The organism is Chitinophaga sp. XS-30 (genome assembly GCF_008086345.1).
GTDB lineage: Bacteria > Bacteroidota > Bacteroidia > Chitinophagales > Chitinophagaceae > Chitinophaga.
The window spans coordinates 3,712,881-3,733,457 of sequence record NZ_CP043006.1; the positions used below are offsets into that span (position 1 = coordinate 3,712,881).

19 protein-coding genes are annotated in these 20,577 nt (G+C 51.5%); 13 read left to right on the forward strand and 6 right to left on the reverse strand.

Features of this window, described 5'->3' with window-relative positions:
• The first annotated feature begins 52 nt into the window (after window positions 1-52).
• From FW415_RS15195 to FW415_RS15220, 6 genes are all read left to right on the forward strand, one after another.
• The gene (locus FW415_RS15195; protein WP_148386560.1) at window positions 53-817 is read left to right on the forward strand and encodes a DeoR/GlpR family DNA-binding transcription regulator; all 765 of its coding nucleotides are present in this window, start codon (window positions 53-55) and stop codon (window positions 815-817) included.
• Window positions 818-934: 117 nt separating this feature from the next.
• A complete protein-coding gene (locus FW415_RS15200; RefSeq protein ID WP_246858756.1) occupies window positions 935-1,495 on the forward strand; it encodes an RNA polymerase sigma-70 factor in 561 nt (186 codons plus the stop codon).
• A gap of 78 nt (window positions 1,496-1,573) precedes the next feature.
• Complete coding sequence (locus FW415_RS15205) at window positions 1,574-2,686, forward strand: FecR family protein (RefSeq protein ID WP_148386565.1); 1,113 nt, start codon at window positions 1,574-1,576, stop codon at window positions 2,684-2,686.
• 260 nt (window positions 2,687-2,946) lie between these two features.
• The gene (locus tag FW415_RS15210; protein WP_210420704.1) at window positions 2,947-6,180 is read left to right on the forward strand and encodes a TonB-dependent receptor; all 3,234 of its coding nucleotides are present in this window, start codon (window positions 2,947-2,949) and stop codon (window positions 6,178-6,180) included.
• Between the two features lie 12 nt (window positions 6,181-6,192).
• Window positions 6,193-7,701 (forward strand): RagB/SusD family nutrient uptake outer membrane protein, encoded by a 1,509-nt coding sequence (locus FW415_RS15215; protein ID WP_148386568.1) that lies wholly within the window; start codon window positions 6,193-6,195, stop codon window positions 7,699-7,701.
• Window positions 7,702-7,769: 68 nt separating this feature from the next.
• Window positions 7,770-9,128: a glucoamylase family protein gene (locus tag FW415_RS15220; RefSeq protein WP_246858757.1), complete on the forward strand. Its 1,359-nt coding sequence runs from the start codon at window positions 7,770-7,772 to the stop codon at window positions 9,126-9,128.
• Between the two features lie 77 nt (window positions 9,129-9,205).
• Here the strand turns inward: FW415_RS15220 and FW415_RS15225 are convergent, their stop codons facing one another.
• Entirely contained in the window at window positions 9,206-9,628 is a 423-nt protein-coding gene (locus tag FW415_RS15225) for a hypothetical protein (protein WP_148386573.1), read from the reverse strand.
• A 100-nt stretch (window positions 9,629-9,728) separates the two neighbouring features.
• On the opposite strand from FW415_RS15225, the gene FW415_RS15230 reads away from it, so the two are divergent.
• From FW415_RS15230 to FW415_RS15245, 4 genes are all read left to right on the forward strand, one after another.
• Window positions 9,729-11,564 (forward strand): ABC transporter ATP-binding protein, encoded by a 1,836-nt coding sequence (locus FW415_RS15230; RefSeq protein WP_148386575.1) that lies wholly within the window; start codon window positions 9,729-9,731, stop codon window positions 11,562-11,564.
• 187 nt (window positions 11,565-11,751) lie between these two features.
• Complete coding sequence (locus tag FW415_RS15235) at window positions 11,752-12,048, forward strand: hypothetical protein (protein ID WP_148386577.1); 297 nt, start codon at window positions 11,752-11,754, stop codon at window positions 12,046-12,048.
• Between the two features lie 54 nt (window positions 12,049-12,102).
• On the forward strand, window positions 12,103-12,441 hold the full coding sequence (locus FW415_RS15240; RefSeq protein WP_148386580.1) for a hypothetical protein: 339 nt from the start codon (window positions 12,103-12,105) through the stop codon (window positions 12,439-12,441).
• Window positions 12,442-12,510: 69 nt separating this feature from the next.
• Complete coding sequence (locus tag FW415_RS15245; RefSeq protein ID WP_148386583.1) at window positions 12,511-12,810, forward strand: DUF3817 domain-containing protein; 300 nt, start codon at window positions 12,511-12,513, stop codon at window positions 12,808-12,810.
• 74 nt (window positions 12,811-12,884) lie between these two features.
• Here the strand turns inward: FW415_RS15245 and FW415_RS15250 are convergent, their stop codons facing one another.
• Entirely contained in the window at window positions 12,885-13,376 is a 492-nt protein-coding gene (locus tag FW415_RS15250; protein WP_148386585.1) for a DinB family protein, read from the reverse strand.
• A 124-nt stretch (window positions 13,377-13,500) separates the two neighbouring features.
• Here FW415_RS15250 and FW415_RS15255 point away from each other — a divergent pair, with 124 nt between their 5' ends.
• Genes FW415_RS15255 through FW415_RS15265 form a run of 3 tightly spaced genes read left to right on the forward strand, consistent with a single transcriptional unit; the run spans window position 13,501 to window position 15,276 of the window.
• Complete coding sequence (locus FW415_RS15255; RefSeq protein WP_148386588.1) at window positions 13,501-13,965, forward strand: hypothetical protein; 465 nt, start codon at window positions 13,501-13,503, stop codon at window positions 13,963-13,965.
• Window position 13,966: 1 nt separating this feature from the next.
• Window positions 13,967-14,818 carry a helix-turn-helix domain-containing protein gene (locus FW415_RS15260; RefSeq protein WP_148386591.1) on the forward strand — a complete coding sequence of 284 codons (852 nt, stop codon included), beginning with the start codon at window positions 13,967-13,969 and terminating at the stop codon, window positions 14,816-14,818.
• A gap of 50 nt (window positions 14,819-14,868) precedes the next feature.
• The gene (locus FW415_RS15265; RefSeq protein ID WP_148386593.1) at window positions 14,869-15,276 is read left to right on the forward strand and encodes a DinB family protein; all 408 of its coding nucleotides are present in this window, start codon (window positions 14,869-14,871) and stop codon (window positions 15,274-15,276) included.
• A 5-nt stretch (window positions 15,277-15,281) separates the two neighbouring features.
• Here the strand turns inward: FW415_RS15265 and dusB are convergent, their stop codons facing one another.
• The 4 genes from dusB to FW415_RS15285 form a co-directional block, all read right to left on the reverse strand.
• A complete protein-coding gene (gene dusB, locus FW415_RS15270) occupies window positions 15,282-16,319 on the reverse strand; it encodes a tRNA dihydrouridine synthase DusB (protein WP_148386595.1) in 1,038 nt (345 codons plus the stop codon).
• 175 nt (window positions 16,320-16,494) lie between these two features.
• Window positions 16,495-18,081 (reverse strand): family 43 glycosylhydrolase, encoded by a 1,587-nt coding sequence (locus tag FW415_RS15275; protein WP_148386598.1) that lies wholly within the window; start codon window positions 18,079-18,081, stop codon window positions 16,495-16,497.
• 41 nt (window positions 18,082-18,122) lie between these two features.
• Window positions 18,123-19,130 (reverse strand): alkaline phosphatase D family protein, encoded by a 1,008-nt coding sequence (locus tag FW415_RS15280; RefSeq protein WP_148386600.1) that lies wholly within the window; start codon window positions 19,128-19,130, stop codon window positions 18,123-18,125.
• Between the two features lie 6 nt (window positions 19,131-19,136).
• Window positions 19,137-20,555 (reverse strand): metallophosphoesterase, encoded by a 1,419-nt coding sequence (locus tag FW415_RS15285; protein WP_148386602.1) that lies wholly within the window; start codon window positions 20,553-20,555, stop codon window positions 19,137-19,139.
• Window positions 20,556-20,577 lie beyond the last annotated feature (22 nt).

Consider the following 20,577-nt stretch of genomic DNA (forward strand, 5'->3'; position numbering starts at 1 on the left):
TTTATTAAATTTGATGAAAGCTATTTTAAGTTAAATAAGATCGGTAGTTCAAATGAATATTACAGACAGACATCAGCTGATCTTGCAGAAACTGCAGGAAAACGGGCGGGTAGACATCCAGGAATTGAGTGATTCGCTGCAGGTTTCCGGGGTAACCATCAGAAAGGACCTGAAGTTGCTGGAGGAGAAAAAGCTGCTGTACCGTACCAAAGGCGGCGGCTCCACCCAGAACCCTTACACTATTGAGCGGCCTATCAACGAGAAAGAGTTTATTAAAACGGAGGAGAAAAAGAAGATTGCGAAAGCGGCCGAAACCCTGATCGGGCAGAACGATTCCATCATTATCGGGTCAGGGACCACGGTTTTTGAGCTGACGCGGTTTATTCATCCCGCCAAGCATCTCACCGTCATTACCCCGGCGTTGAAGGTGGCGATAGAGTTATGCAACCGCCCATTTGTGGATGTATTGCAGATCGGCGGCCTTATTCACCAAAGCTCTTCTTCCGCTGCGGGTTCTTTTGCCGAGCGGCTGCTGGACGACATTTCCTGTGGGGTGCTGTTTGTGGGTGTGGACGGGATAGACCCTGAATTCGGGTTGTCGATCACGAACCTGGCGGAAGCCAGCCTGAATATGAAAATGATCAGCCTGGCGCAGACGGTGGTGGTGATGGCGGACAGTTCGAAGTTTGACCGGCGGGGGATCGGACGGATCTGCAGCCTGGAACAGGTGGATTATATCATTACGGATAACCTGGTAGCCGCGGATACGGTGCGGATGTTGACCGAACGGGGGGTAAAGGTGATCGTTGCGGAGTAAGATATGCCAATGTTCATTCGGTAGTAACATCATATATTAAGTCTGTTTTAACAACATCACAACAAGTATTTTTTTACCTACCTTGTGGGGGTTCGAACAGATTATATGTCTTCGTTAATGAACGTCCAGGAACTGCAGCGCCGCATCGCGTTATATGATGATGAGCCGGCTTACCGGGAGTTGTTCGGGAAATTCTACAGACCGCTGACACAGTTTGCGTGTGCTTTTACCCGTTCTCCCGAGATGGCTGAAGAGATCGTATCTGATGTATTCATCAACATCTGGGAGCGTCGCCGCCACCTGGAAGAAATCAGCAACCTGAAGGTTTATCTCTATGTCTGCACCCGGAATACTGCCCTGAAATACCTCCTCAAACAACAAAAAAAGGTAGCCATTGCCATAGACGAGCTCAATGTGGAGCTGGAAAGTCAATATAACAACCCCGAGCAAAGCATGATAACGGCGGAACTGCAGGCCCGCCTGCAGGAGGCGATCCAGTCTTTGCCACCTCGCTGCAAACTGGTATTCAAACTGATCCGGGAAGACGGGCTTCGCTATAAGGAAGTGGCCGCTATCCTGAATATTTCTGTAAAAACCATCGATAACCAGCTGGCTATTGCCCTACAGAAAATCGGCAAGGCAGTGAATGTTGACCTGAAAAAAACGGTCCGGCCCTAAGTTTCCCAAATTTTTTTCTGCCGCTTGGTAGATTCTCCCGCAAATCATCTCCTTATAAGTATCAACTACGTACACGTTATGGCATCTGCAGCACGTATATGGGAACTAATAGCCAGAAAACTCGCCGGTGAGGCCTCTTCAGAAGAACTGAAGGAGCTGGAGCAGCTTCTGCGCGCCCATCCTGAACTTCATTTTCCTATCCAGGCACTTGATGAGTTGTGGCAGGGCGAACTGCCGGAAACAGACCCGGAGCAGATAGAGAACAGTTACAAGAAGCATATCAGGCGCATGCAGGAGCGGGGAATGCCCGAAGCGGGCTTGCCGGCTGCCGCTGTGCCGGAGGAGGAGGATTATCTGTTGAAAGGCTCCCGGAAAAGCGTTGCCCGCCGCTATATAACCTGGGCTGTAGCCGCAGGGGTGTTGCTCGTTTCTGTTACCTGGTTCTTTTTTGAGCGGCCTCAGGGTGACCGCAAAGCTGTTTTTAGTGAAGTCGCAACACAATATGGCTCAAAAACATACGTGCAGTTGCCGGACGGGACCAGTGTATGGCTGAACGCCGGCAGCAAGCTCACGTACAACAAGGAGTTTGATCTAGAGAAGCGGGAGGTAACGCTTACCGGAGAGGGTTTTTTTGATGTGGTGCGGGATGCCGAGCGGCCTTTCATTATCCATACCGCCAAAATGGACGTTAAGGTATTAGGCACGCGGTTCAACCTGAAGGCGTACCTGGATGACAGAACTTCGGAAGCCGCGCTGATACAGGGAAGTATTGAAGTGTCGCTGAAAGACCGGCCGGAAGAGCGGATCCGCCTCAAGCCAAACGAAAAGATCGTGGTAGTGCATGACCATTCTCCGTCATCAACCAATCTGCATAACAACACACAACCAACCGGCGGCGATCTGGAGCCGCTGGTTTCCATCCGCAATCTCACCTTGCAGGACAGCGCTATTCTCGAAACTTCCTGGATGAACGACGTCCTCGTTTTCCAGGACGAATCTTTTCGGGAACTGGCCTCGAAGCTGGAAAGATGGTATAACGTACGCGTCCGGTTTACTGACAGCTCCATAGCGGAATTGCGCTTTACCGGCGTCTTCCGGGGAGAGCCCATTGAACAGGTGATGCGCGCGCTCAACATCACGGCATCCTTTCAATACAGGTTTGAGGAAAGCACGATTATTATTTCACGTTAATGGTTAATTGATCTAAATCGAAATCATATGTCTCCCGTCAATAGCTCGTAGGCAAAAAATAGCGCCTTCAAAATAGTAAAAACAGGAACGGAGTCCCGTTACAGCGGGACCCCGTATGCTGAAAAAGTCTGCGGTATGCGACAACCCTTGCAAAGTTGCTCTACCAATTATTAAACCTTTTCAACGCTTAAAGTATGAAAAAAAGCAGGATTTTTTCCGGTTCCCCCGGAAAACCTTATCTATTAAAGCTAGTGCTCGTTATGAAATTGACTGGTATCCTTCTTTTGGCCGGCCTTTTACATGTTACGGCGGCAGTGCATTCCCAGTCCCGGGTAACCATGCATATAAAATCGGCAGACATCAAAAAGGTGCTGGCCGCCATTGAAAAGAAAAGCAGTTACCGCTTCCTGTACAATCAAAGCTTGCTGGAATCTTCCCCTAAAGTCAGCGTCTCGGCGGTGGATGAGGAAGTGTTGACCGTGCTGAACAGGTTGTTGGAGAATACCTCTCTTGCTTACGAAGTGGTAGAGAACAACCTGGTGGTGTTGAAACAGGCGAACAGCATTTTTCAGGACAAAAGGGTGAAAGGCCGCGTTACGGATGAATCCGGTGTACCTGTTCCCGGTGTAGCCATACGTATAAAAGGTACAACAAACGGCACCGTTACGGATGGTGATGGCAATTTTGACCTGATCGTACCGGAAGACGCGGTGCTCATGCTTTCTTCCCTGGGCTTTGCTTCGCGGGAGATCGCGGTAGGGGAGCAAACGACGATCCATGTAACGCTGACGGCTTCCAATACCCAGCTGGAGCAGGTGGTCGTAGTCGGTTACGGAACCCTGCGCAGAAGCCAGGTTGTGGGCTCCGTAGCAAAGATCGACGGGAAAGAGCTGGCCCGGCAGCCGGTATTGACGGCTGCGCAAGGTTTGCAGGGCAAGGCGTCCGGCATCCAGGTAATATCATCCGGCGCCCCGGGCAGCCAGCCCCAGGTGAGGATAAGAGGCACCAATACCGTTTCCGGTGATGCCAACCCGGTGTACGTAGTGGATGGCGTGATAACAGACAATATCACAGGGATCAATAATGCAGACATCGAGTCTATCGAAGTATTGAAAGATGCTGCGTCACAAGCCATCTATGGATCGAGAGCGGCCAACGGCGTTGTGCTGATCACCACTAAAAAGGGCCGGTTGGGTAAAATGAAAATCGATTTTAATTCTTATGTTGGATTGAAGTCAATGACCTCGAAAGTAAAGATGGCTGATGCGCAGACCTATGCGCAATATACTAATGAAGCAAGAGGATATGACAACCAGCCCCCGATGTTCGGTCTGGATACATTGCAGTATAACACCGATTGGTTTGACGAGGCCACCCGTAACGGGATGATCCAGAATTACAGTCTTTCGTTGAGCGGCGGTACGGAGAAGACCAGCTACTATTTCAGTACGGGATATTTTAACGATGAGGGGATCGTAAGGAACGAGAACTTTGAAAGAGTAAATTTCCGCCTGAACAATAGTTATAAAATAGCGCCTTTTCTTGAATTTGGCCATAATATCAATTTCAGCATTACCCGGTCTAATGACAAGCCCAACCCGTTCAATGATGCCTACCGGAATGCTCCGACCACGCCGGTGAGATTTCCGGATGGCGATTATGGGTTGCTGGTAGGCCTGAGTGTGGGAAACCCCGTCAAGGCAAATGAACTGGTTGACAATACCAACAAAGGCACCAGACTGCAGGGGGACGTGTACACGATCATCAGGCCGGTTGAGCACCTTTCCCTGAGAAGCAGCTTCAGCTTCAACAGGAATAATTACGATATACTCAATTACAGCTATGCCTATACGCCCGTCCATACAAATGATGACAGATTGTCTTCCCTGTCCGTAGAAAACGGGAACTCATTTTACTACAACCTGGATAATAATGCCACTTACAATCGCACATTCAGCAACATCCATGAAGTGATCGCCACGGCCGGATATTCTGCCGAGCGTACCAAAGGGTTTCAATTGAGAGCAACCGGTGATAATGTGCCAGCAGCTTCTAACCTCTGGTACCTGGCTTATGCTGATCCCGGCTCGCTGGAAATTCCGGTCAATCGGGGATCATTGGTAAACCGGGCCAGCTTGTACGGAAGGCTGACCTATACGTTTGACAAACGCTACAACTTCAGCGGGGTGTTGCGGCGCGATGGTTCCAGCAATTTTCCGGCGAATAACAAATGGGGGACTTTTTATTCAGCAGGCGCTTCATGGGTAATTTCGCAGGAGCGGTTCATGGCAGATCAGCGCATATTTGATGAGCTCCGGCTGAGGGTTGGTTATGGGAAACTGGGTAACGACAGGGTGCCGGGTGGTTCTCTTTCCAACGTCAATCCCGTATCGCAGGCCGGCAATTACTGGTTTGGCGGCGGCGGTTACGATATCGTTCCGGGTATTACCATCAACCAGTTGAGGGATGCCCAGGTGTCCTGGGAGGAAACAAAAGGAGTGGATGCAGGGCTGGAATTCAGCGTGCTGCGGCGAAGACTGTCAGTAGAAGCCACCTATTACAACAAGGTATCGAATGTGTACATCCCGGTGACCCTCGTGGCGCTGGCAGGTGATAATGACAACTCGGTATATTCCAGGGCTGCGGATGTAAGCAACAAGGGCGTTGAACTAAATCTGAACTGGAAGGACAAGGTGAATGGGCACTTTAGCTATTTTGCCGGTTTCAATATTACTTTCAACAGGAACAATGTGGAAAATGTAAAAGGGGCTTTGCAGTTGAGAGGAGGGAGCCTTAGCAATGGAGAAATTGTGACCTATACCGTACCCGGCCGCGAAATAGGCAGCTTCTGGGTGTATGAAGTGGCGGGCATCTTTAAAACGCAGGAGGAAGTAGACGCAACCGCAGCCAAAATAACCGGCAGTAAACCGGGCGATTTCATTTACACTGATGTAAACAAGGATGGTATGATCACTGACCTCGACCGGGTATTTGTGGGGTCTTACCAGCCGAAAACCTATTTCGGGTTGAATGCAGGCTTCACCTGGAAGAACCTGGATCTCAGCATCGATTGCTATGGTAATTACGGCAACAAAATATACAACGGCAAAAAAGCGGTCCGCATCGGTAATGACAACATAGAACTTGCCCGGGCAGAGGGGAGATGGACGCCTGATAACATCAATGCCACTGTGCCCCGTGCATCCAATACTATTCCCAAACCATCCACTTATTATGTGGAATCAGGAGATTTCTTCCGGATCAACAATATCACGACAGGGTACAATATTCCGTCCCGCAACTGGAATATCGGGATCACCTCGCTGAGGATATTCGCCTCAACACAAAACCCGGTGATATTTAAACAGTTCAGCGGGTTTACTCCCGAGCTGCCGGGCCTTTCCGGGAGCAATAACGGTATCCACTCAGGTATAGAATTGGGTATCTACCCGGTTTCCACTACGTACATGTTTGGTATCAATGCTTCATTCTAAAAACGGAACTTTATGAAAAACGGGATCAATATATCCACTATCATTATAGGCATCGCTGCTGCGCTAACGATCAGCGCATGCAGCAAAAGCTGGCTCAATCCGGCTGTACCGGGCGAGTTTACGGCAACAGACAGCACGTTCATCGATCCGGCGAACGCCGTCAAGTTCGTTAACGCCTGTTATACCCAATTGCTGACCTGGGACCAGTCTGGTTTTGCCTGGGTGGGTGTTACCAGCATCACTTCGGATGATGCGGACAAAGGCAGTGCCCCCGGCGATCTGGGAACCGATAAAGATCAGCTTGATAATCTTACCTACTCGTCCACTACACCATCTTTCCGCTCTTTATGGCGCAGTAATTCGCAGGGCATTTCCCGCTGCAACCAGGCATTGGCCAATGTGCCGAAATTCCAGATCACGGATGCCCTGAAAAGCAGGTTGAGAGGGGAGGCCTTGTTCCTGCGCGCTTTTTATTATTTCAATATGGTCCGGTCGTTCGGTGACGTGCCGATCGTAGATACGGTTGTAAATGCTGAAAACCCGGCTGACCTGGAGAAGATCAACAGCCGTCGGCCTGTGGCGGATGTGTATGCATTTATCGAGTCCGATCTTAACCTGGCATTGAGCCTGCTGCCTGGTAAAGAAGCGTATGACGCTGCGGACCTCGGGCGCGCCACAAAAGGGGCTGCCGCTGCATTATTGGCCAAGGTCAGCATGTACCAGCAGAAATGGGACCAGGTGTTGCTGCTCACGGATGATATCATCGATGGTACTTACGGCGCGTATGCGCTGGTTCCTGATTATGCGACCATATGGCGGGAGGTAGGCGAGAACAACGCCGAGTCACTATTTGAGATACAAAGCAAGGGTACTGCACCTTTTGCTGCCGTGCAGCAATATTCCCAGGTGCAGGGCATCCGGGGCGGGACTTTTAATGCAGGGGCGCAGGTGTTCACCGGCTGGGGCTTCAATTCTGTCAGTGAAGACCTCTACAACGCCTATGAAAATGGCGATGTGCGGCGAAAAGCCACCATCATGAGCATCGGGGATACCCTGTTCGATGGCGTAATCATCATCAACGCCGCCAATCCCCGTTACAACTACAAGGCATATGTCAGCAGAACGCAGGAAACCTATGGCAATACCACCAGCACCGCCAACAAGAATGTGCGGATACTGCGCATGGGCGAAGTGTACCTGATGAATGCGGAGGCTGCCAATGAACTCGGGCAGGCTTCAAAAGCACAGTTTTCTTTAAACGCAGTGCGGAACCGCGCCGGATTGGCCAATACACCGGCGGCTTCACAAACAGATCTGCGCAGCGCTATCTGGAAAGAACGCCGTGTGGAACTGGCGATGGAGCATGACCGCTTCTATGACCTCGTTCGCCAGGGACGCGCCGGAGAAGTCATGAGAGCGCATGGCAAGGCTTTTGTGGACGGCAAGCATGAGGTATTCCCGGTGCCCCAGGATGAAATTTATGCCAGCGATTACAAGCTGATGCAAAACAGCGGATATTGAAAGTATAACATCCGCAGGACCGGATGGCCCTTTGATGGCGCCCCGGTCCTGCTTAATATGAAATGATCGTGAAAAAAATATGGATAATCCTATGTGCAGGGATTGCTTTTCAAACAGGTTGTGCCAGCGCCTCGCAGCAATCCCCCGCACTCTCCCCGCCGCCGCCCGGGCAGGTCATACCTGCAGATTCACTGGACAAATTTCCGCGTATCAGCGATGAGGCATTATTGACGAAAGTGCAGCAACAGACCTTCCGTTACTTCTGGGATTTTGGACACCCCGTCAGTGGCCTGGCGCGGGAGCGGAATACATCGGGTGATGTGGTGACTTCCGGTGGTTCCGGCTTTGGCATCATGGCTATCATCACCGGCATACACCGCAATTTCATCACGCGGGCAGAAGGTCTTTCCCGCTTGCAGCGGATCACCAGCTTCCTCAGGAATGAGGCGCAGACATTCCACGGTGCTTTCCCTCATTGGCTGAACGGAGCCACTGGCGCTGCCGTTGCCTTCAGCGCAAAAGACAATGGTGCTGATCTCGTGGAAACATCATACCTGCTGCAAGGCCTGTTGTGTGCGCGCCAGTACTTCAATGGCGCGGATGAAGGGGAAACCACGCTGCGGAAAGATATTGACGCATTATGGAATGCCGTGGAATGGAGCTGGTTCCGAAAGAACGCTGAAGAAGTGCTTTACTGGCACTGGAGCCCGGATTATGGATGGGAAATGAACCATCCTGTCCGCGGCTGGAATGAATGCCTGATCACCTACGTGCTGGCCGCGTCTTCCAACACTTATCCCATACCGGCAGGCGTGTATCACAATGGCTGGGCCCGTAACGGAGCCATGCGGAACAATAACACCTATCACGGCATCCAGCTACCGCTGGGCCCTGCATACGGTGGCCCACTGTTCTTTGCGCACTACTCTTTCCTGGGCATTGATCCGAATGGTTTGAAGGATGCTTATGCTGACTACTTCAGCCAGCAAAAGAATCACGCGCTCATCAACTACCAGTATTGCAGGGCTAACCCCAAAAACAATGGCTACAGCGAGCGGTGCTGGGGGCTGACAGCGAGTGATATACCGAATGGCTACACAGCCAGTTCGCCCACGAATGATCGCGGCGTAATCGCGCCCACGGCGGCCTTGTCATCCTTCCCCTATACACCAGCCGAATCCATGCAGGCATTGCATTACTTTTATTATAAGCGGGGAGACAAACTTTGGAAGGAATACGGCTTTGTGGATGCCTTTTCACCAAAGGAGGGATGGTATGCCGGTTCTTTCCTTGCCATCGATCAGGGGCCCATCATTGTAATGATAGAGAACTATCGCAGCGGATTGTTTTGGGAACTGTTCATGAAGTGCCCGGAAGTGCAGCGGGGGTTAAAGAGCCTGGGGTTTAGCAGTCCGGGTATTCCATAAACCTTGTAGCCGTGGATGTTGACCGAATGGGGGGGCGTTGCGGGGCAAGACGCCGCAACGATCCCTTCCCCGTGGAATTAATGTTGGGCTTTTTCCATGTTGCCCAGCTTCGTCTCCATCAATTCCAGCCGCTTTTCCAGTTTCATGTATTTATCATCTTGTTCCATGATGTACAGGGTAAGCTCTTCGATCTTTTTTACCTGCTCTTTATTGACTTCCCCAAGGTCGATGCCATTTCTGCTTACTTCGTCCGCCGAAGGTATGCCCGGCAGGTGTTTGTTTTTCCGGATGAAGGCAGCCAGGTCCTTCAGGGCAGGGAGCTTGTAATCTTCATGAAATACATAATCGGGCCAGCCTGACTGGGTAACTTTGACCTTTTTTTGGCAAAGATATCGCCATTGACGGCGAGTTTGGCCTGGGGCGTGGTGGTGCCGATGCCAACGTTCCCGCCATTGAGGAAGGAGACGCCGGTGCTGGCCAGTTGCACTTCCGTCAAACATACATATAATTTGTATGATTTCGGAGGTGGGAAAAGCCTTGGCCGGAAGACGGCTTACAAATCCTTTCCCGCAATCCCGAAATTTGATTATCTTTTTAATCATGAGAAGACCTAACAGGAAACCGGGAGAACCGGATGTGAGCTTTAAAGAAAGAATGGCGGCGCTACGGAATCTGCCGGCCTTTTTCCGCCTGGTCTGGCAGACCAGTCCCTGGCTTACGGCCGGGAACGCTTTGCTTCGCGCTATCCAGTCCGCCATGCCGCTGGCGATGTTATATACCGGTAAACTGATCCTCGATGAAGTGGTGCGCATGACCCAGTTGTCCGGTGACCAGAGTTACCGGTATCTATGGGAGCTAGTCGGGCTGGAATTCGGACTGGTGGTTATCACCAGCGCACTGAGCCGTATGATCACGCTGGCTGACGGGTTGTTGGGAGAGCAGGTGGCCAACTATACTTCTGTGCGTATCATGCAGCATGCGGCGATGCTGGACCTCGACCAGTTTGAGGATTCCACTTTTTACGACAAGCTTGAACGCGCCCGCCAGCAGACCCAGGGGCGTACGGTATTATTGTCGCAAGTGCTTGGCCAGGTGCAGGACCTGATCACGATGGGTTTTCTTGCCGCGGGGTTGCTTGCTTTCAGTCCCTGGCTGATACTGCTGCTGCTGGTATCTGTTTTGCCGGCATTTTTTTCGGAGACCTGGTTTAATGACAAGTTCTACGCGCTGGCATGGGGGCAGACCTCCGACCGCCGGGAGCTGGACTACATCCGCTATATCGGCGCCAGCGATGAAACCGTGAAGGAGGTGAAGATATTCAACCTGTCGGATTACCTGGTGGGGCGGTTCAGGAAGTTGTCCGACAAATTTTACCACGACAAGAAACGTTTGTCCGTACGATACCATTCCTGGGCGGTATTTTTTGCCGTCATCGGAGGAGTAGGGTATTACACTGCCTATGTTTTTATCATTCTTGATACGGTGCGCGGGAACCTGAGCATAGGGGACCTTGCTTTCCTGGGCGGGTCTTTCCGGCAGTTGAGAGGCGTGCTGGAAGGCGTGCTGATCCGTTTCACCAGTGTAACACAGGGGGCGATCTACTTGCGGGACCTGTTCGAGTTCTTCGAGATACAACCGCGCATTGTACAGCCGGAGCAGGCAAGGCCTTTCCCACGACCAATCCGCGAAGGATTTGTATTTGAGAATGTAGGGTTTAAATATCTGAATGCAGAACGATGGGCGAACCGTCATCTGAATTTCACATTGCATGCCGGTGAAAAACTGGCGCTGGTGGGAGAGAACGGCGCCGGTAAAACGACATTGGTAAAACTGCTGGCCCGCCTGTACGATCCTGTGGAGGGCCGCATTTTACTGGACGGGCATGATCTGCGGGAATATGATCTTGCAGAACTTCGCACGCAGGTAGGCGTGATCTTCCAGGATTTTCAGCGTTACCAGATGACGGTATCGCAAAATATCGCCGTCGGCAATATCGGTGAGTTGGATAATGAAGCCATGATCGCCGGCGCTGCGCGTAAAAGCATGGCCGATGAACTGGCGCAGCGGTTGCCCGGGAAATATGGGCAGATGCTTGGCCGCCGTTTCCATCAGGGCGTGGAACTGTCCGGCGGTGAATGGCAGAAGATCGCACTGGCGAGGGCCTATATGAAAAATGCACAGTTGCTGATACTGGATGAACCTACTGCAGCGCTGGATGCGCGGGCGGAGTATGAAGTTTTCCTGCGTTTTGCCGACCTTACAAAAGGGAAATCCGCGGTGTTGATATCGCATCGTTTTTCTACGGTGAGAATGGCTGATCGTATTCTTGTGCTGGAGCAGGGCGAACTGAAAGAGATCGGCAGCCATGATGAGTTGTTGGCGCTTGGAGGCCGTTATGCTGAATTATTTCAGTTGCAGGCGCAGGGCTATCGATGATGAGAACGGGGTATGGTAGGCCGGGAGAAACCAGGCACCTTTTTGTTACATGGTGAGATCAGCTGAAAAAATTAATTGCGGCTGCGGAATGTTCGAAATAACGAGATATTTCCCGTCAAAAGCGATGTGTAAAATTTTTTGAACCAGAAAGATAGCTGTAGTTTCGATGTAAATAAATCTGTGTTGTATGTCAGATATTTCAATCGTTCAAAATGCTTCCGCAGTAAAAGTAAGGTCCGGCAAAGCAACCGGCAGCCGCGGAAAAACAGAAGAGTACAAGACCTTCTCCGTGATGTCTCTGGCTTTCTCCGCCGGCGCCGGTGCAGCCTCATTGACCGGTGGGTTCGTATTGCCGCTGATTGCAAATATGATAAGCGGTCCCATACTGGTAAAAGTTGTTGGAGAGGCTTTATGTATTGTTGCCTTTGCAGCTGGCGCATACCTCGGATATGCTACCGGAAAGGAGAAGTTTGCCGGGCGTTAACCGTATTGCAGTAATTATTTTATTCTTTTTACTAATCATCCATTTTTTGTTAACATGTATGACCTGAACAAAATTTCCGCGGTATCCGCTTTTTTCTTCACTTTGCTTTTTTTTCTGATCATCGTATTCCGGCAAAAACGATGTGATCGATCGGATCTCGGTTCGTTTGCTACAGTCTTCCTGGCTGGTTCAAATATCCCTGCGGGAATTTTTCTTTGCTGGTATGTTTTTGATCCCGATCCTGCAGCGATCATTTCCCAAACGAGACTGGCCGGCTTTGAACGGTATTTTTCCTTTGCAGGGTCTGCCTTGCTGTTTTTGAGTATTGCAGGTATCTGGACGTCCATTAAAACAGCCTTTAAAGGAGAAAATACGGCTCCTCCCGGCAAATGACAGGATTTTCTGTGTCATCTCCTGATCTGGATCATATTCCATCATCTGAATCTGCTGTAGTATTGCAAAATGGAAAAGAAAACACCGGCTGCTGTAAAACGCCTTAAATTCATAGCCTTGCTGGAAGGTATTTCCTTCCTGGTATTACTTTTTATCGCCATGCCGCTGAAATACTTCGCGGAAGAGCCCTGGTTGAACAAACAGGTGGGTATGGCTCATGGGGTGTTGTTCGTACTATATGTGATACTGGTCATCGAAGTGAAGATCGCGCTGGACTGGTCTGTGAAAAAGATGCTGATCGCCCTGGGGGCCTCCATCGTGCCGTTCGGTACATTTTATATCAACGAAAAATGGATGAACCGCAGATAGCGCACCGTGGGTTATCGCCACTATGCACCATCTACGGTCAGAATCTGCATGCATTAACCTGTCTTGACGGGGTTTTACTGTTCGTCTGCGCTCGGCCCGTAACTACCGGGGATCGGGATATCCAGCAGGCGCAGGTACACCCCCAGCTGTGCCCGGTGATGCACGATCTGGCAATAGGTGGTCCTGATCATCTCCGATTTCGGCGTAGCGGAATATATTTCGTTGCCTGAGCGAAGCGTCCAGGTGTCGCCGAATTTTGCTTCATCAGCCGTAGCCAAGCCATTAAGGCCGTCTTCCAGTGATTTTTCGAAGTATGCCAGTAACTCGCTGGAATTGTTGATCCGTACAGGCTGATATGGACTGGTTGCGAAGTCCAGCTCATCTGTATTGACCACCATCGGTACCCAGGTGGGGAGTTCCGCAACGTGCGTGGCCAGTGTACGGAGATCCATACTCCTGGGGTGCGGGCGCCAGTCGTACTTGTCTTCAGGAACGCGGGACAGCATTTTACGGGTTGTTTGTGCTTCTTGCTCCATTTCTTTCAGGAGTGCAGGAATAGTTGCCATTATCGTAATTTTTTTTGTTGATACAAAGGAACAACCGGGGTTTGACAACCTTATGTCAGTAGTGCGATCGTCCCTTGAAACTTTTTTTTGCGTAGTTTTATACATCATGTTAAAACATCGATATATGAAAAATGCAATCGCCACGATCCTGACCTTTTCCGTTATTGCGGCCGCCTGTAACGGAGGCTCCGGCAAAAAAGAGGCTGTGAATGATTCCCTGCCGGCAGAAGCGGCCCTGGCCTCAGGCACGGCCTGCTACCTCAAAGCGGTGGGGCGGGATACCTTCCGGTTGCAGCTGGTGATCAATGACGAACAGGTGGCTGGCCAGCTGGATTATGACTTTCATGAAAAGGATAAAAGCAGCGGTACCCTTACCGGTGTGCTGCAGGACAATATTCTCCGGGCCAGTTACAGCTACCAGAGCGAAGGCATGAACAGTGTGAGACCGGTGATATTCAAACTGATGGGAGATCAGGTATATGAGGCGCAGGCGGATAATTTCGATGACAAGGGCGTGCCGGTTTACCCCGAAGCAAATGAGCAGCTGAGATTCGAGCCATCTCCCTATAACCGGAAAGATTGCGAATAGTATGGACGCGGATATTCATACGCTGTACGTTTCCGACCTTTACCGCATACTGGATTTCAGGTGCCGCTGTGTGGACTGCCGCACATCCAGGCCGGAATACAGCGAAGCCTTTTCGATCAGTTTTGTGCGGAAGGGCAATTTTGTGTTCAACGTTTTCCGGAATGCGCTGGATTCCTATACCGGCTGCATTCTTATCACCAAACCGGAATATGAGCGCACGGTAACGCATGTACACGAAGTGCCTGATGAATGCACCATCTTTGAATTTTCTGACGAAATGTTGCAACAGGTCAGGGAACAGTATGGCAAAACCAGGTTTTTTTCCAGTAACGACCTGCATTCCACGCTTATCCGCACGAACGCGGAAACTGAATTCCTGCATTTTTATATCCTGGAGCTGGTGGCTTCCCGCACCGGTAGCCGTTTGCAGATCGATCAGCTGGTGCTGGATATGGTCTCCAGGGTATTGCTGGACATTACAGATTACCAGCCGGACGCCAGGATACACGCCCGGCTGAAACGGAATCACCTTGTCACCATGGAGAGGGCCAAAGCATATATGATGCAGCATTTTTCCGCTGATATTTCTCTGAAGGCCATAGCCGCGCACAGTCTTGTAAGCCCTTTTCATTTCAGCCGCATCTTCAAGACCTTTACCGGCAGCAGTCCGCATCAGTTCCTGTTATCCCTGCGGCTGCAGCACGCCGCCATGTTGCTGCAAAGCACCGCATTGCCTTTGTCGGACATTGCCTATTCCTCCGGATTCAACAGTATGGAATACTTCCATGCAGCCTTCCGCCGCCGGTATAAAATGCCGCCATTGCAGTACATCAAAATGAGCAAGATTTCTTAATCCCCTGTGCCGCCGGCAGAATAGCTTTGTTTCATAAAAATTACAGATTTATGAAACAGCAATTCATGGAACGACTGGAGCAGTCGGAACAGTACACGCTTTCCGTAGCGGAAGCAATGCCCGAAAAAGAATATGGATTCAGGCCGGCAGCCGGTGTATGGAACTTCGGTGAACTGATGCATCACATCGCTTACGGTATCGGATGGTGGGAAGCCAATTATATGCTGATGAAAGAGACGGCCTGGGCGCCGCAGCCATCTCCTGAAGACAAAAAAACGTTGACAAAGGAACTACGGAAAGCTTATGCCGCCCTTCGCCTGACGCTTGAAGGGCTGAAGATGGAAGAAAATGAAATAGCCGGGTTTTACGCCACGCTGGACCATATCACGCATCATCGCGGACAGGCTACGATGCACCTGCGTTTGAAGGGCATTGTGCCGCCGGAGTATGTGTATTGATGTGATTACAGGGGGCAGTTCTCGTGGTAATTGACCAGGTGGATAGGAGTGTGCTCCATCTCGAAACCTTCGTAGGTACGCAGCACCTCGTCCAGTACAGCTTCTATTTCCTCCGGAGTGTTGAGTGTTACCAGGCGGTTGCGGAATTCCCTGATGCCCGGGAGGCCTTTCAGGTAGGTCAGGTAATGACGGCGCATGGCGTAGATACCGGCTACCGGGCCTTTCCATTGCAGTGATTTCCGCAGCTGCCTTTTGCAGACCGTTACTCTTTCTGCTACTGTTGGCGCTGCCAGCTGTTCCCCGGTGTTGAGGAAATGGCGTATCTCGCGGAAGATCCAGGGATAACCGATGGCAGCCCGGCCGATCATGATGCCGTCCACTCCATAACGGTTCCTGTATTCGAGCGCTTTTTGCGGGCTGTCAATATCGCCGTTCCCGAAAACGGGGATGCGGATGCGGGGATTGTTCTTCACTTTAGCGATGAGGGACCAGTCCGCTTCGCCTTTGTACATCTGGCAGCGGGTGCGGCCATGGATGGTGAGGGCTTTCACGCCAACGTCCTGCAGCCGTTCGGCCACCTCTTCAATATTTTTGGTGTCATCGTCCCAACCCAGCCGGGTTTTAACGGTAACGGGAAGGGAAGTGGACCTCACACAGGCTTCCGTGAGGCGGACCATCAGCGGGATATTTTTCAATACGCCGGAACCGGCGCCTTTGGCTACGATCCCTTTAACGGGGCAGCCGAAATTGATGTCCAGCAGCTCCGGATTGGTCACATCCACGATCTTCGCGGCCATGCCCATACGTTCCTCATCACCGCCAAAGATCTGTATGCCCACCGGCCGCTCTTCATCGAAGATGTCCAGTTTCCTCCGGCATTTGATCGCATCGCGGATCAGGCCTTCGCTGGAAATGAACTCGGTGTACATAAGATCGGCACCGTTCTCTTTGCATACCACACGGAACGGCGGATCGCTGACATCCTCCATGGGCGCCAGCAACAGCGGAAAATCCGGTAGTGATATATTGTCGATCTTCACCATAAACGGATGCAAAAATACGGTAAATGAACGTATTACCGGTAATAACGGAGGAATTGCACAAAAGCGGGCCACCTCTCTTTGTCAGACCACCTGAGCAGGAATCAGGTGCCATTACTTTTGAGGGTGGCCCGCTTTACTGGAAATGTCAATCTGTTTCTCAATGGATTTCCGGCCGTTATTGTTTCACCAGCTCGAAGTCATCGAACTGCGTCCAGGCGCTTGCACCGGCGGTCAATGCAATGCCGATCTTCACGTCGGCGCCTGCGGGTACCGTTATGTTGCTGATCGAATACTGCGTCCAGTTTGTGCTGGCGGATAAGGTGGTGTCTCTTGTCAATACATTGTTGATATACACCTGCAGTTCCCGCTGGCTGAATGCTCCGCTGCCCCTGGACCATACGCTGGCAGTATAGTTGCCGGCTGCGCAATTGGTAGCCGAGGCATTCTGCAGGCTTGTTGTATAGGCGGACGCGCTCCATGATTTGACGGCCTTTGTGCCGGAGTGCACTTCTGCCGTTGCGGTGGCAATGCTGGCATTGCCGCTATAGGTCCAGTTGGAAAAATCACTTTCAAAACCAGGATTCAGCAGAAGGTTCGCGGAGGGTACGCTCCATTCTCCCGTTTCCAGGTTCAATACCCAGTCGCCGCCGTTGGCAGACAAGGATGGAGCATTGATCGTGGGCACGCCTGATCCGTCGAAGGTCAGCGGATACCAACCGTATCTTCCTGTGCCGGAGCCGGTATAGTTGCTCCAGCGGTCGCCGCAATAAATGAATGTAGTGCCTGCGGTGCCGGTAACGGGCAGGATGAAATCATGCTGTGTGTTGAAAGAATTGGAAGAAGACGGGCTGGTAGGCACGATGGCATTGGCCGTCCAGGGGCCTAGCATGCTGCTGGCAGTCCTGTAACGGGTGGCGCTGGAGTTCCAGCCATTGCAGAGAGAAGTGAAATAGTAATAAGTGCTGCCGCGCTTGAATATTGCCGCTGCTTCCTGCACGCCGGCCTGCCATCCCTGACCGGTGAATTCCGTATAGGCGCCGGTTACGGAATGGGAGAGCGGGGTCATGAAATCATCATCCAGTTTTATGACAGCCTGCGAATAGTTGGCCTGCGGTTTGTCGAAAGTGTACATGATCCAGGCATCATTTCCCTCGCTGTAAACGCCCATATCGCCAAGCGAATACAGCGTACCGTTGATATCCGCCATTTTCTGTATGCGCTTGTCAGCGTGGTAGGTCCATGGTCCGTTGATGGAGGTGGCGGTGAAGAAAATATACTGGTTGCGGACGCCGGCCACACCGCTGCTTCCCCATTCCAGCCCCATCACATAGTTGTTGTGGTTCGGGTTTTTCAGCACCCAGGGGCGGCCAACCCAGCTGTTGGCGTTCATCGGCACACCAGACATGCCGGGTGCAATGGCGGGGGACTGCTTTGTCCAGTTTTGCAGGTCATCGGATGTGTAGTGATTGATGGCGTAGAACTTGTAATCGCCTGAATTACCGAACTGCGGCCCAAACCAATGATAGGTACCGTCTTCTTCCAGTATCCAGCCGCCTTGTGCTTTTATCTCATTGCCATCCACGTCCATCCAGACGGCATCGTTGTCAATAAAAGACAGGGAATTGAGCGCGGTGTTCGTCACCAGCGTTGTTTCCGGGGTCAACAGCGCTTCCGCTTTCGGGTTTTCTGCTTTTTTGGCGCAGGAAGCGAGTGTTGCGATAATGGCAAGCATTACGCTGAAGGGGGTGATCATTTTTTTCATTTTTGATGATTTGATTTTCAGTTAAAGGATAGATTAACATTTCAATTTCTTAAGCGTATTATTTCAGTTGTGAATGTTTCGCCCTGCTCTCCCTTCAGACTGGCTTCCACTTCTAGGGTTTTTCCACGGTCACGGAACCTGAACAGGCCGTAGTGTTTTTTGGTGACAAGATTGCCGATACGACGGCTGTTGACGTTGAGCGTATCATTGACGGAGGCGTGCGTCATACCGCTGGCGGTGAATTCATATAAAGGATATTGCATGCCGGGTATTTCTTTTTTGGTAAACTCGCCAATGTGGCGGTCACCGGAGATCAGCATCACCCCTTTTGCACTGGTAGACACCAGCAGGTCATAAAATCGCTGAAGCGAAGCGGGGAAATTGGCCCACATTTCCGTCCGGTGCTCATTGGGGATGAATTGCAGGCCTGATCCGATGATATGGGCATCAGCTTTGCTGTTTTTCAACTGCGCTTCCAGCCATGCCCATTGTTGCGCGCCGAGGATATCCGCCGTGGGGTGGGGGATGTATCCTTTGCGTTCCCGCGTTATCGGGTCCTGATGATAACGCACATCCAGCAGGATCACTTTCAGCAGCTTTTTGCCGATCTTGTATTCATAGGCGGCGTAGATACCTTCCTGTTTGCGGCGCGGGCTGTGCTGCGGTTCTCCCAGGAAGTCCAGCGCCAGTTGCTGGCTTTCTTTTTTGATGGCAAAAGTCTTGTTGCCATCATTTTTACCATAATCGTGATCGTCCCATGTGCCGATGACCGGTACTTTTGATACCAGCGCTTTGTATCCTTCCTGCGTGAGTTGCGCGTTGTATTTGGCCCTCAAAACGGCGGTGTCATCCGAGTCGCCATAGATATTGTCGCCCAGCCATATCCAGAGGTCCGGTTCGTCTCCGATGATCCTTGGCCATAGCGGTTGCGGCAGCGTGGTTTTATTGCAGGAGCCGAAAGCGATCGTAAATGTGGCCTTTTTGTCCTGATACGGGCTGGCGGCAAGGAGTGCGCCGGTCAGCAAAACGATGGTGATATATTTATTCATCTGTTACTATTTGGGTTGAACGCTAACGGTTGTCCCGCTGCTGTTTTTGATATTTACTTTCACCAGCACGGCGGTATTCCTGCCGTTATTGTAATCGTATTGCGAGAGGATGGTGCCGCCGTTGACCGCGTATTCCCCGTGTTTCAGCAGGAACCTGATCCTGCCATCGTAGAAGTCGTGCGGAAGCGCATTGTTGATATTGACCGTATTGGCGGTATGCCCGCCGTTATTCGGGTTCGCGTAGCTGGCGGAAACTTTGGGCGCACCGTTATCGCCTACCAGGTGATGGGCATTGATGCCATCCGCATGTGTTTTCACCTGCGGGCAGGTCCATCCTCCGGCGTTGCGCTGAAAATTGTAGAATGCGGCCCGCTGGTGGTCCTGGGCGGTGCCAACGGACAGCACGTAATAGGGGCTTGTCTGCAAAGTTCTGGTTCGATGATTATGGCCTACAAGCACCAGGTCGTTGCTGTCGCCCACCGGTGTTACGGTTGGGGAAGCGTTTGGGCCGTCGTAGAAATGGGTCATTTGCAGGCGGAATTTAATGGCGGGATCTGATTTTGCTTTTGCATAGTCCGCTTTCGCCCAGTCCAGCCAGGTTTCCGGCACTGTCCATTCCGTATTGAGCACATAGAACGACCCCATTTTGAAGGAAAAAGCGCGCTGCCCCACCAGTTCCGAGGTGTACAGCTTACGCCATTCATCCACGAGGATGTAATTATGCCAGCCGATATCGTGGTTGCCGGTGCTGATCACCAGGGGAACGGTGAGGCCGGATAGCCCCTCGAAGAATCGTTGCACTCTGCGTTTGGCGGTATCCATCCCGCACCAGTAATCGAACTCGAAATACAGGTGCATGTTATCTCCTGTTTCCATGATAAATCTTGGGTTGATGAGATTCACCACCGGGGTCATCCATTGCAAGGCTTCCCTGCTGCCAACGCCCCATCGTTTGCTGGACTTTCCTCCCGGCTCTACTGCGTGGTCTTCCGCAATATGCTGGTCTGACTGGTGGAGGATATAAAAATCCTGCTCAAAATCCGGTACGATGTGTACGGATCTTGCTGATACGGTTTTTTTGCCGGCGCTATGGCTGATTTCCAGTGTCATTAATTCCGGCGGAATACCGGCGGGCAGGGTTACCGTCAGCAGCCAGCCGTCTTCGGTCCCGTGATGGATGCGGCCGGGTGCGGCCTTTTTTATCCTGCAGTCCCAGGTCTTTAGATCGTTCTTTACACTGGCTTTCCATCCTTTGGCGGAGAGGCCTGCCGTACCTTTCAGCTCTACGATGAATTCACCGCCCGGTTCTGCAAAAGCGGGATTATGCACCCTGGGCGTCCATATCTCCAGGTCCTGCAAAGGCAGCGAGGCCTGTGCGAACAGGGAGATCAATAAACTGATGACGAGCAATATGTTTCTTTTCATGGATCAGATTTGGTTTTCAGAC

Bases quoted from the DNA above. Each gene is read 5' to 3' on its own strand.
- FW415_RS15265 (WP_148386593.1), top strand. From the start codon at position 14,869: ATGAAACAGCAATTCATGGAACGACTGGAGCAGTCGGAACAGTACACG.
- FW415_RS15240 (WP_148386580.1), top strand. From the start codon at position 12,103: ATGTATGACCTGAACAAAATTTCCGCGGTATCCGCTTTTTTCTTCACT.
- FW415_RS15230 (WP_148386575.1), top strand. From the start codon at position 9,729: ATGAGAAGACCTAACAGGAAACCGGGAGAACCGGATGTGAGCTTTAAA.
- FW415_RS15250 (WP_148386585.1), bottom strand. From the start codon at position 13,376: ATGGCAACTATTCCTGCACTCCTGAAAGAAATGGAGCAAGAAGCACAA.
- FW415_RS15255 (WP_148386588.1), top strand. From the start codon at position 13,501: ATGAAAAATGCAATCGCCACGATCCTGACCTTTTCCGTTATTGCGGCC.
- FW415_RS15235 (WP_148386577.1), top strand. From the start codon at position 11,752: ATGTCAGATATTTCAATCGTTCAAAATGCTTCCGCAGTAAAAGTAAGG.
- FW415_RS15205 (WP_148386565.1), top strand. From the start codon at position 1,574: ATGGCATCTGCAGCACGTATATGGGAACTAATAGCCAGAAAACTCGCC.
- FW415_RS15195 (WP_148386560.1), top strand. From the start codon at position 53: ATGAATATTACAGACAGACATCAGCTGATCTTGCAGAAACTGCAGGAA.
- FW415_RS15285 (WP_148386602.1), bottom strand. From the start codon at position 20,555: ATGAAAAGAAACATATTGCTCGTCATCAGTTTATTGATCTCCCTGTTC.
- FW415_RS15245 (WP_148386583.1), top strand. From the start codon at position 12,511: ATGGAAAAGAAAACACCGGCTGCTGTAAAACGCCTTAAATTCATAGCC.
- FW415_RS15200 (WP_246858756.1), top strand. From the start codon at position 935: ATGAACGTCCAGGAACTGCAGCGCCGCATCGCGTTATATGATGATGAG.
- FW415_RS15210 (WP_210420704.1), top strand. From the start codon at position 2,947: ATGAAATTGACTGGTATCCTTCTTTTGGCCGGCCTTTTACATGTTACG.
- FW415_RS15275 (WP_148386598.1), bottom strand. From the start codon at position 18,081: ATGAAAAAAATGATCACCCCCTTCAGCGTAATGCTTGCCATTATCGCA.
- FW415_RS15260 (WP_148386591.1), top strand. From the start codon at position 13,967: ATGGACGCGGATATTCATACGCTGTACGTTTCCGACCTTTACCGCATA.
- dusB (WP_148386595.1), bottom strand. From the start codon at position 16,319: ATGGTGAAGATCGACAATATATCACTACCGGATTTTCCGCTGTTGCTG.
- FW415_RS15225 (WP_148386573.1), bottom strand. From the start codon at position 9,628: ATGTTTGACGGAAGTGCAACTGGCCAGCACCGGCGTCTCCTTCCTCAA.
- FW415_RS15215 (WP_148386568.1), top strand. From the start codon at position 6,193: ATGAAAAACGGGATCAATATATCCACTATCATTATAGGCATCGCTGCT.
- FW415_RS15280 (WP_148386600.1), bottom strand. From the start codon at position 19,130: ATGAATAAATATATCACCATCGTTTTGCTGACCGGCGCACTCCTTGCC.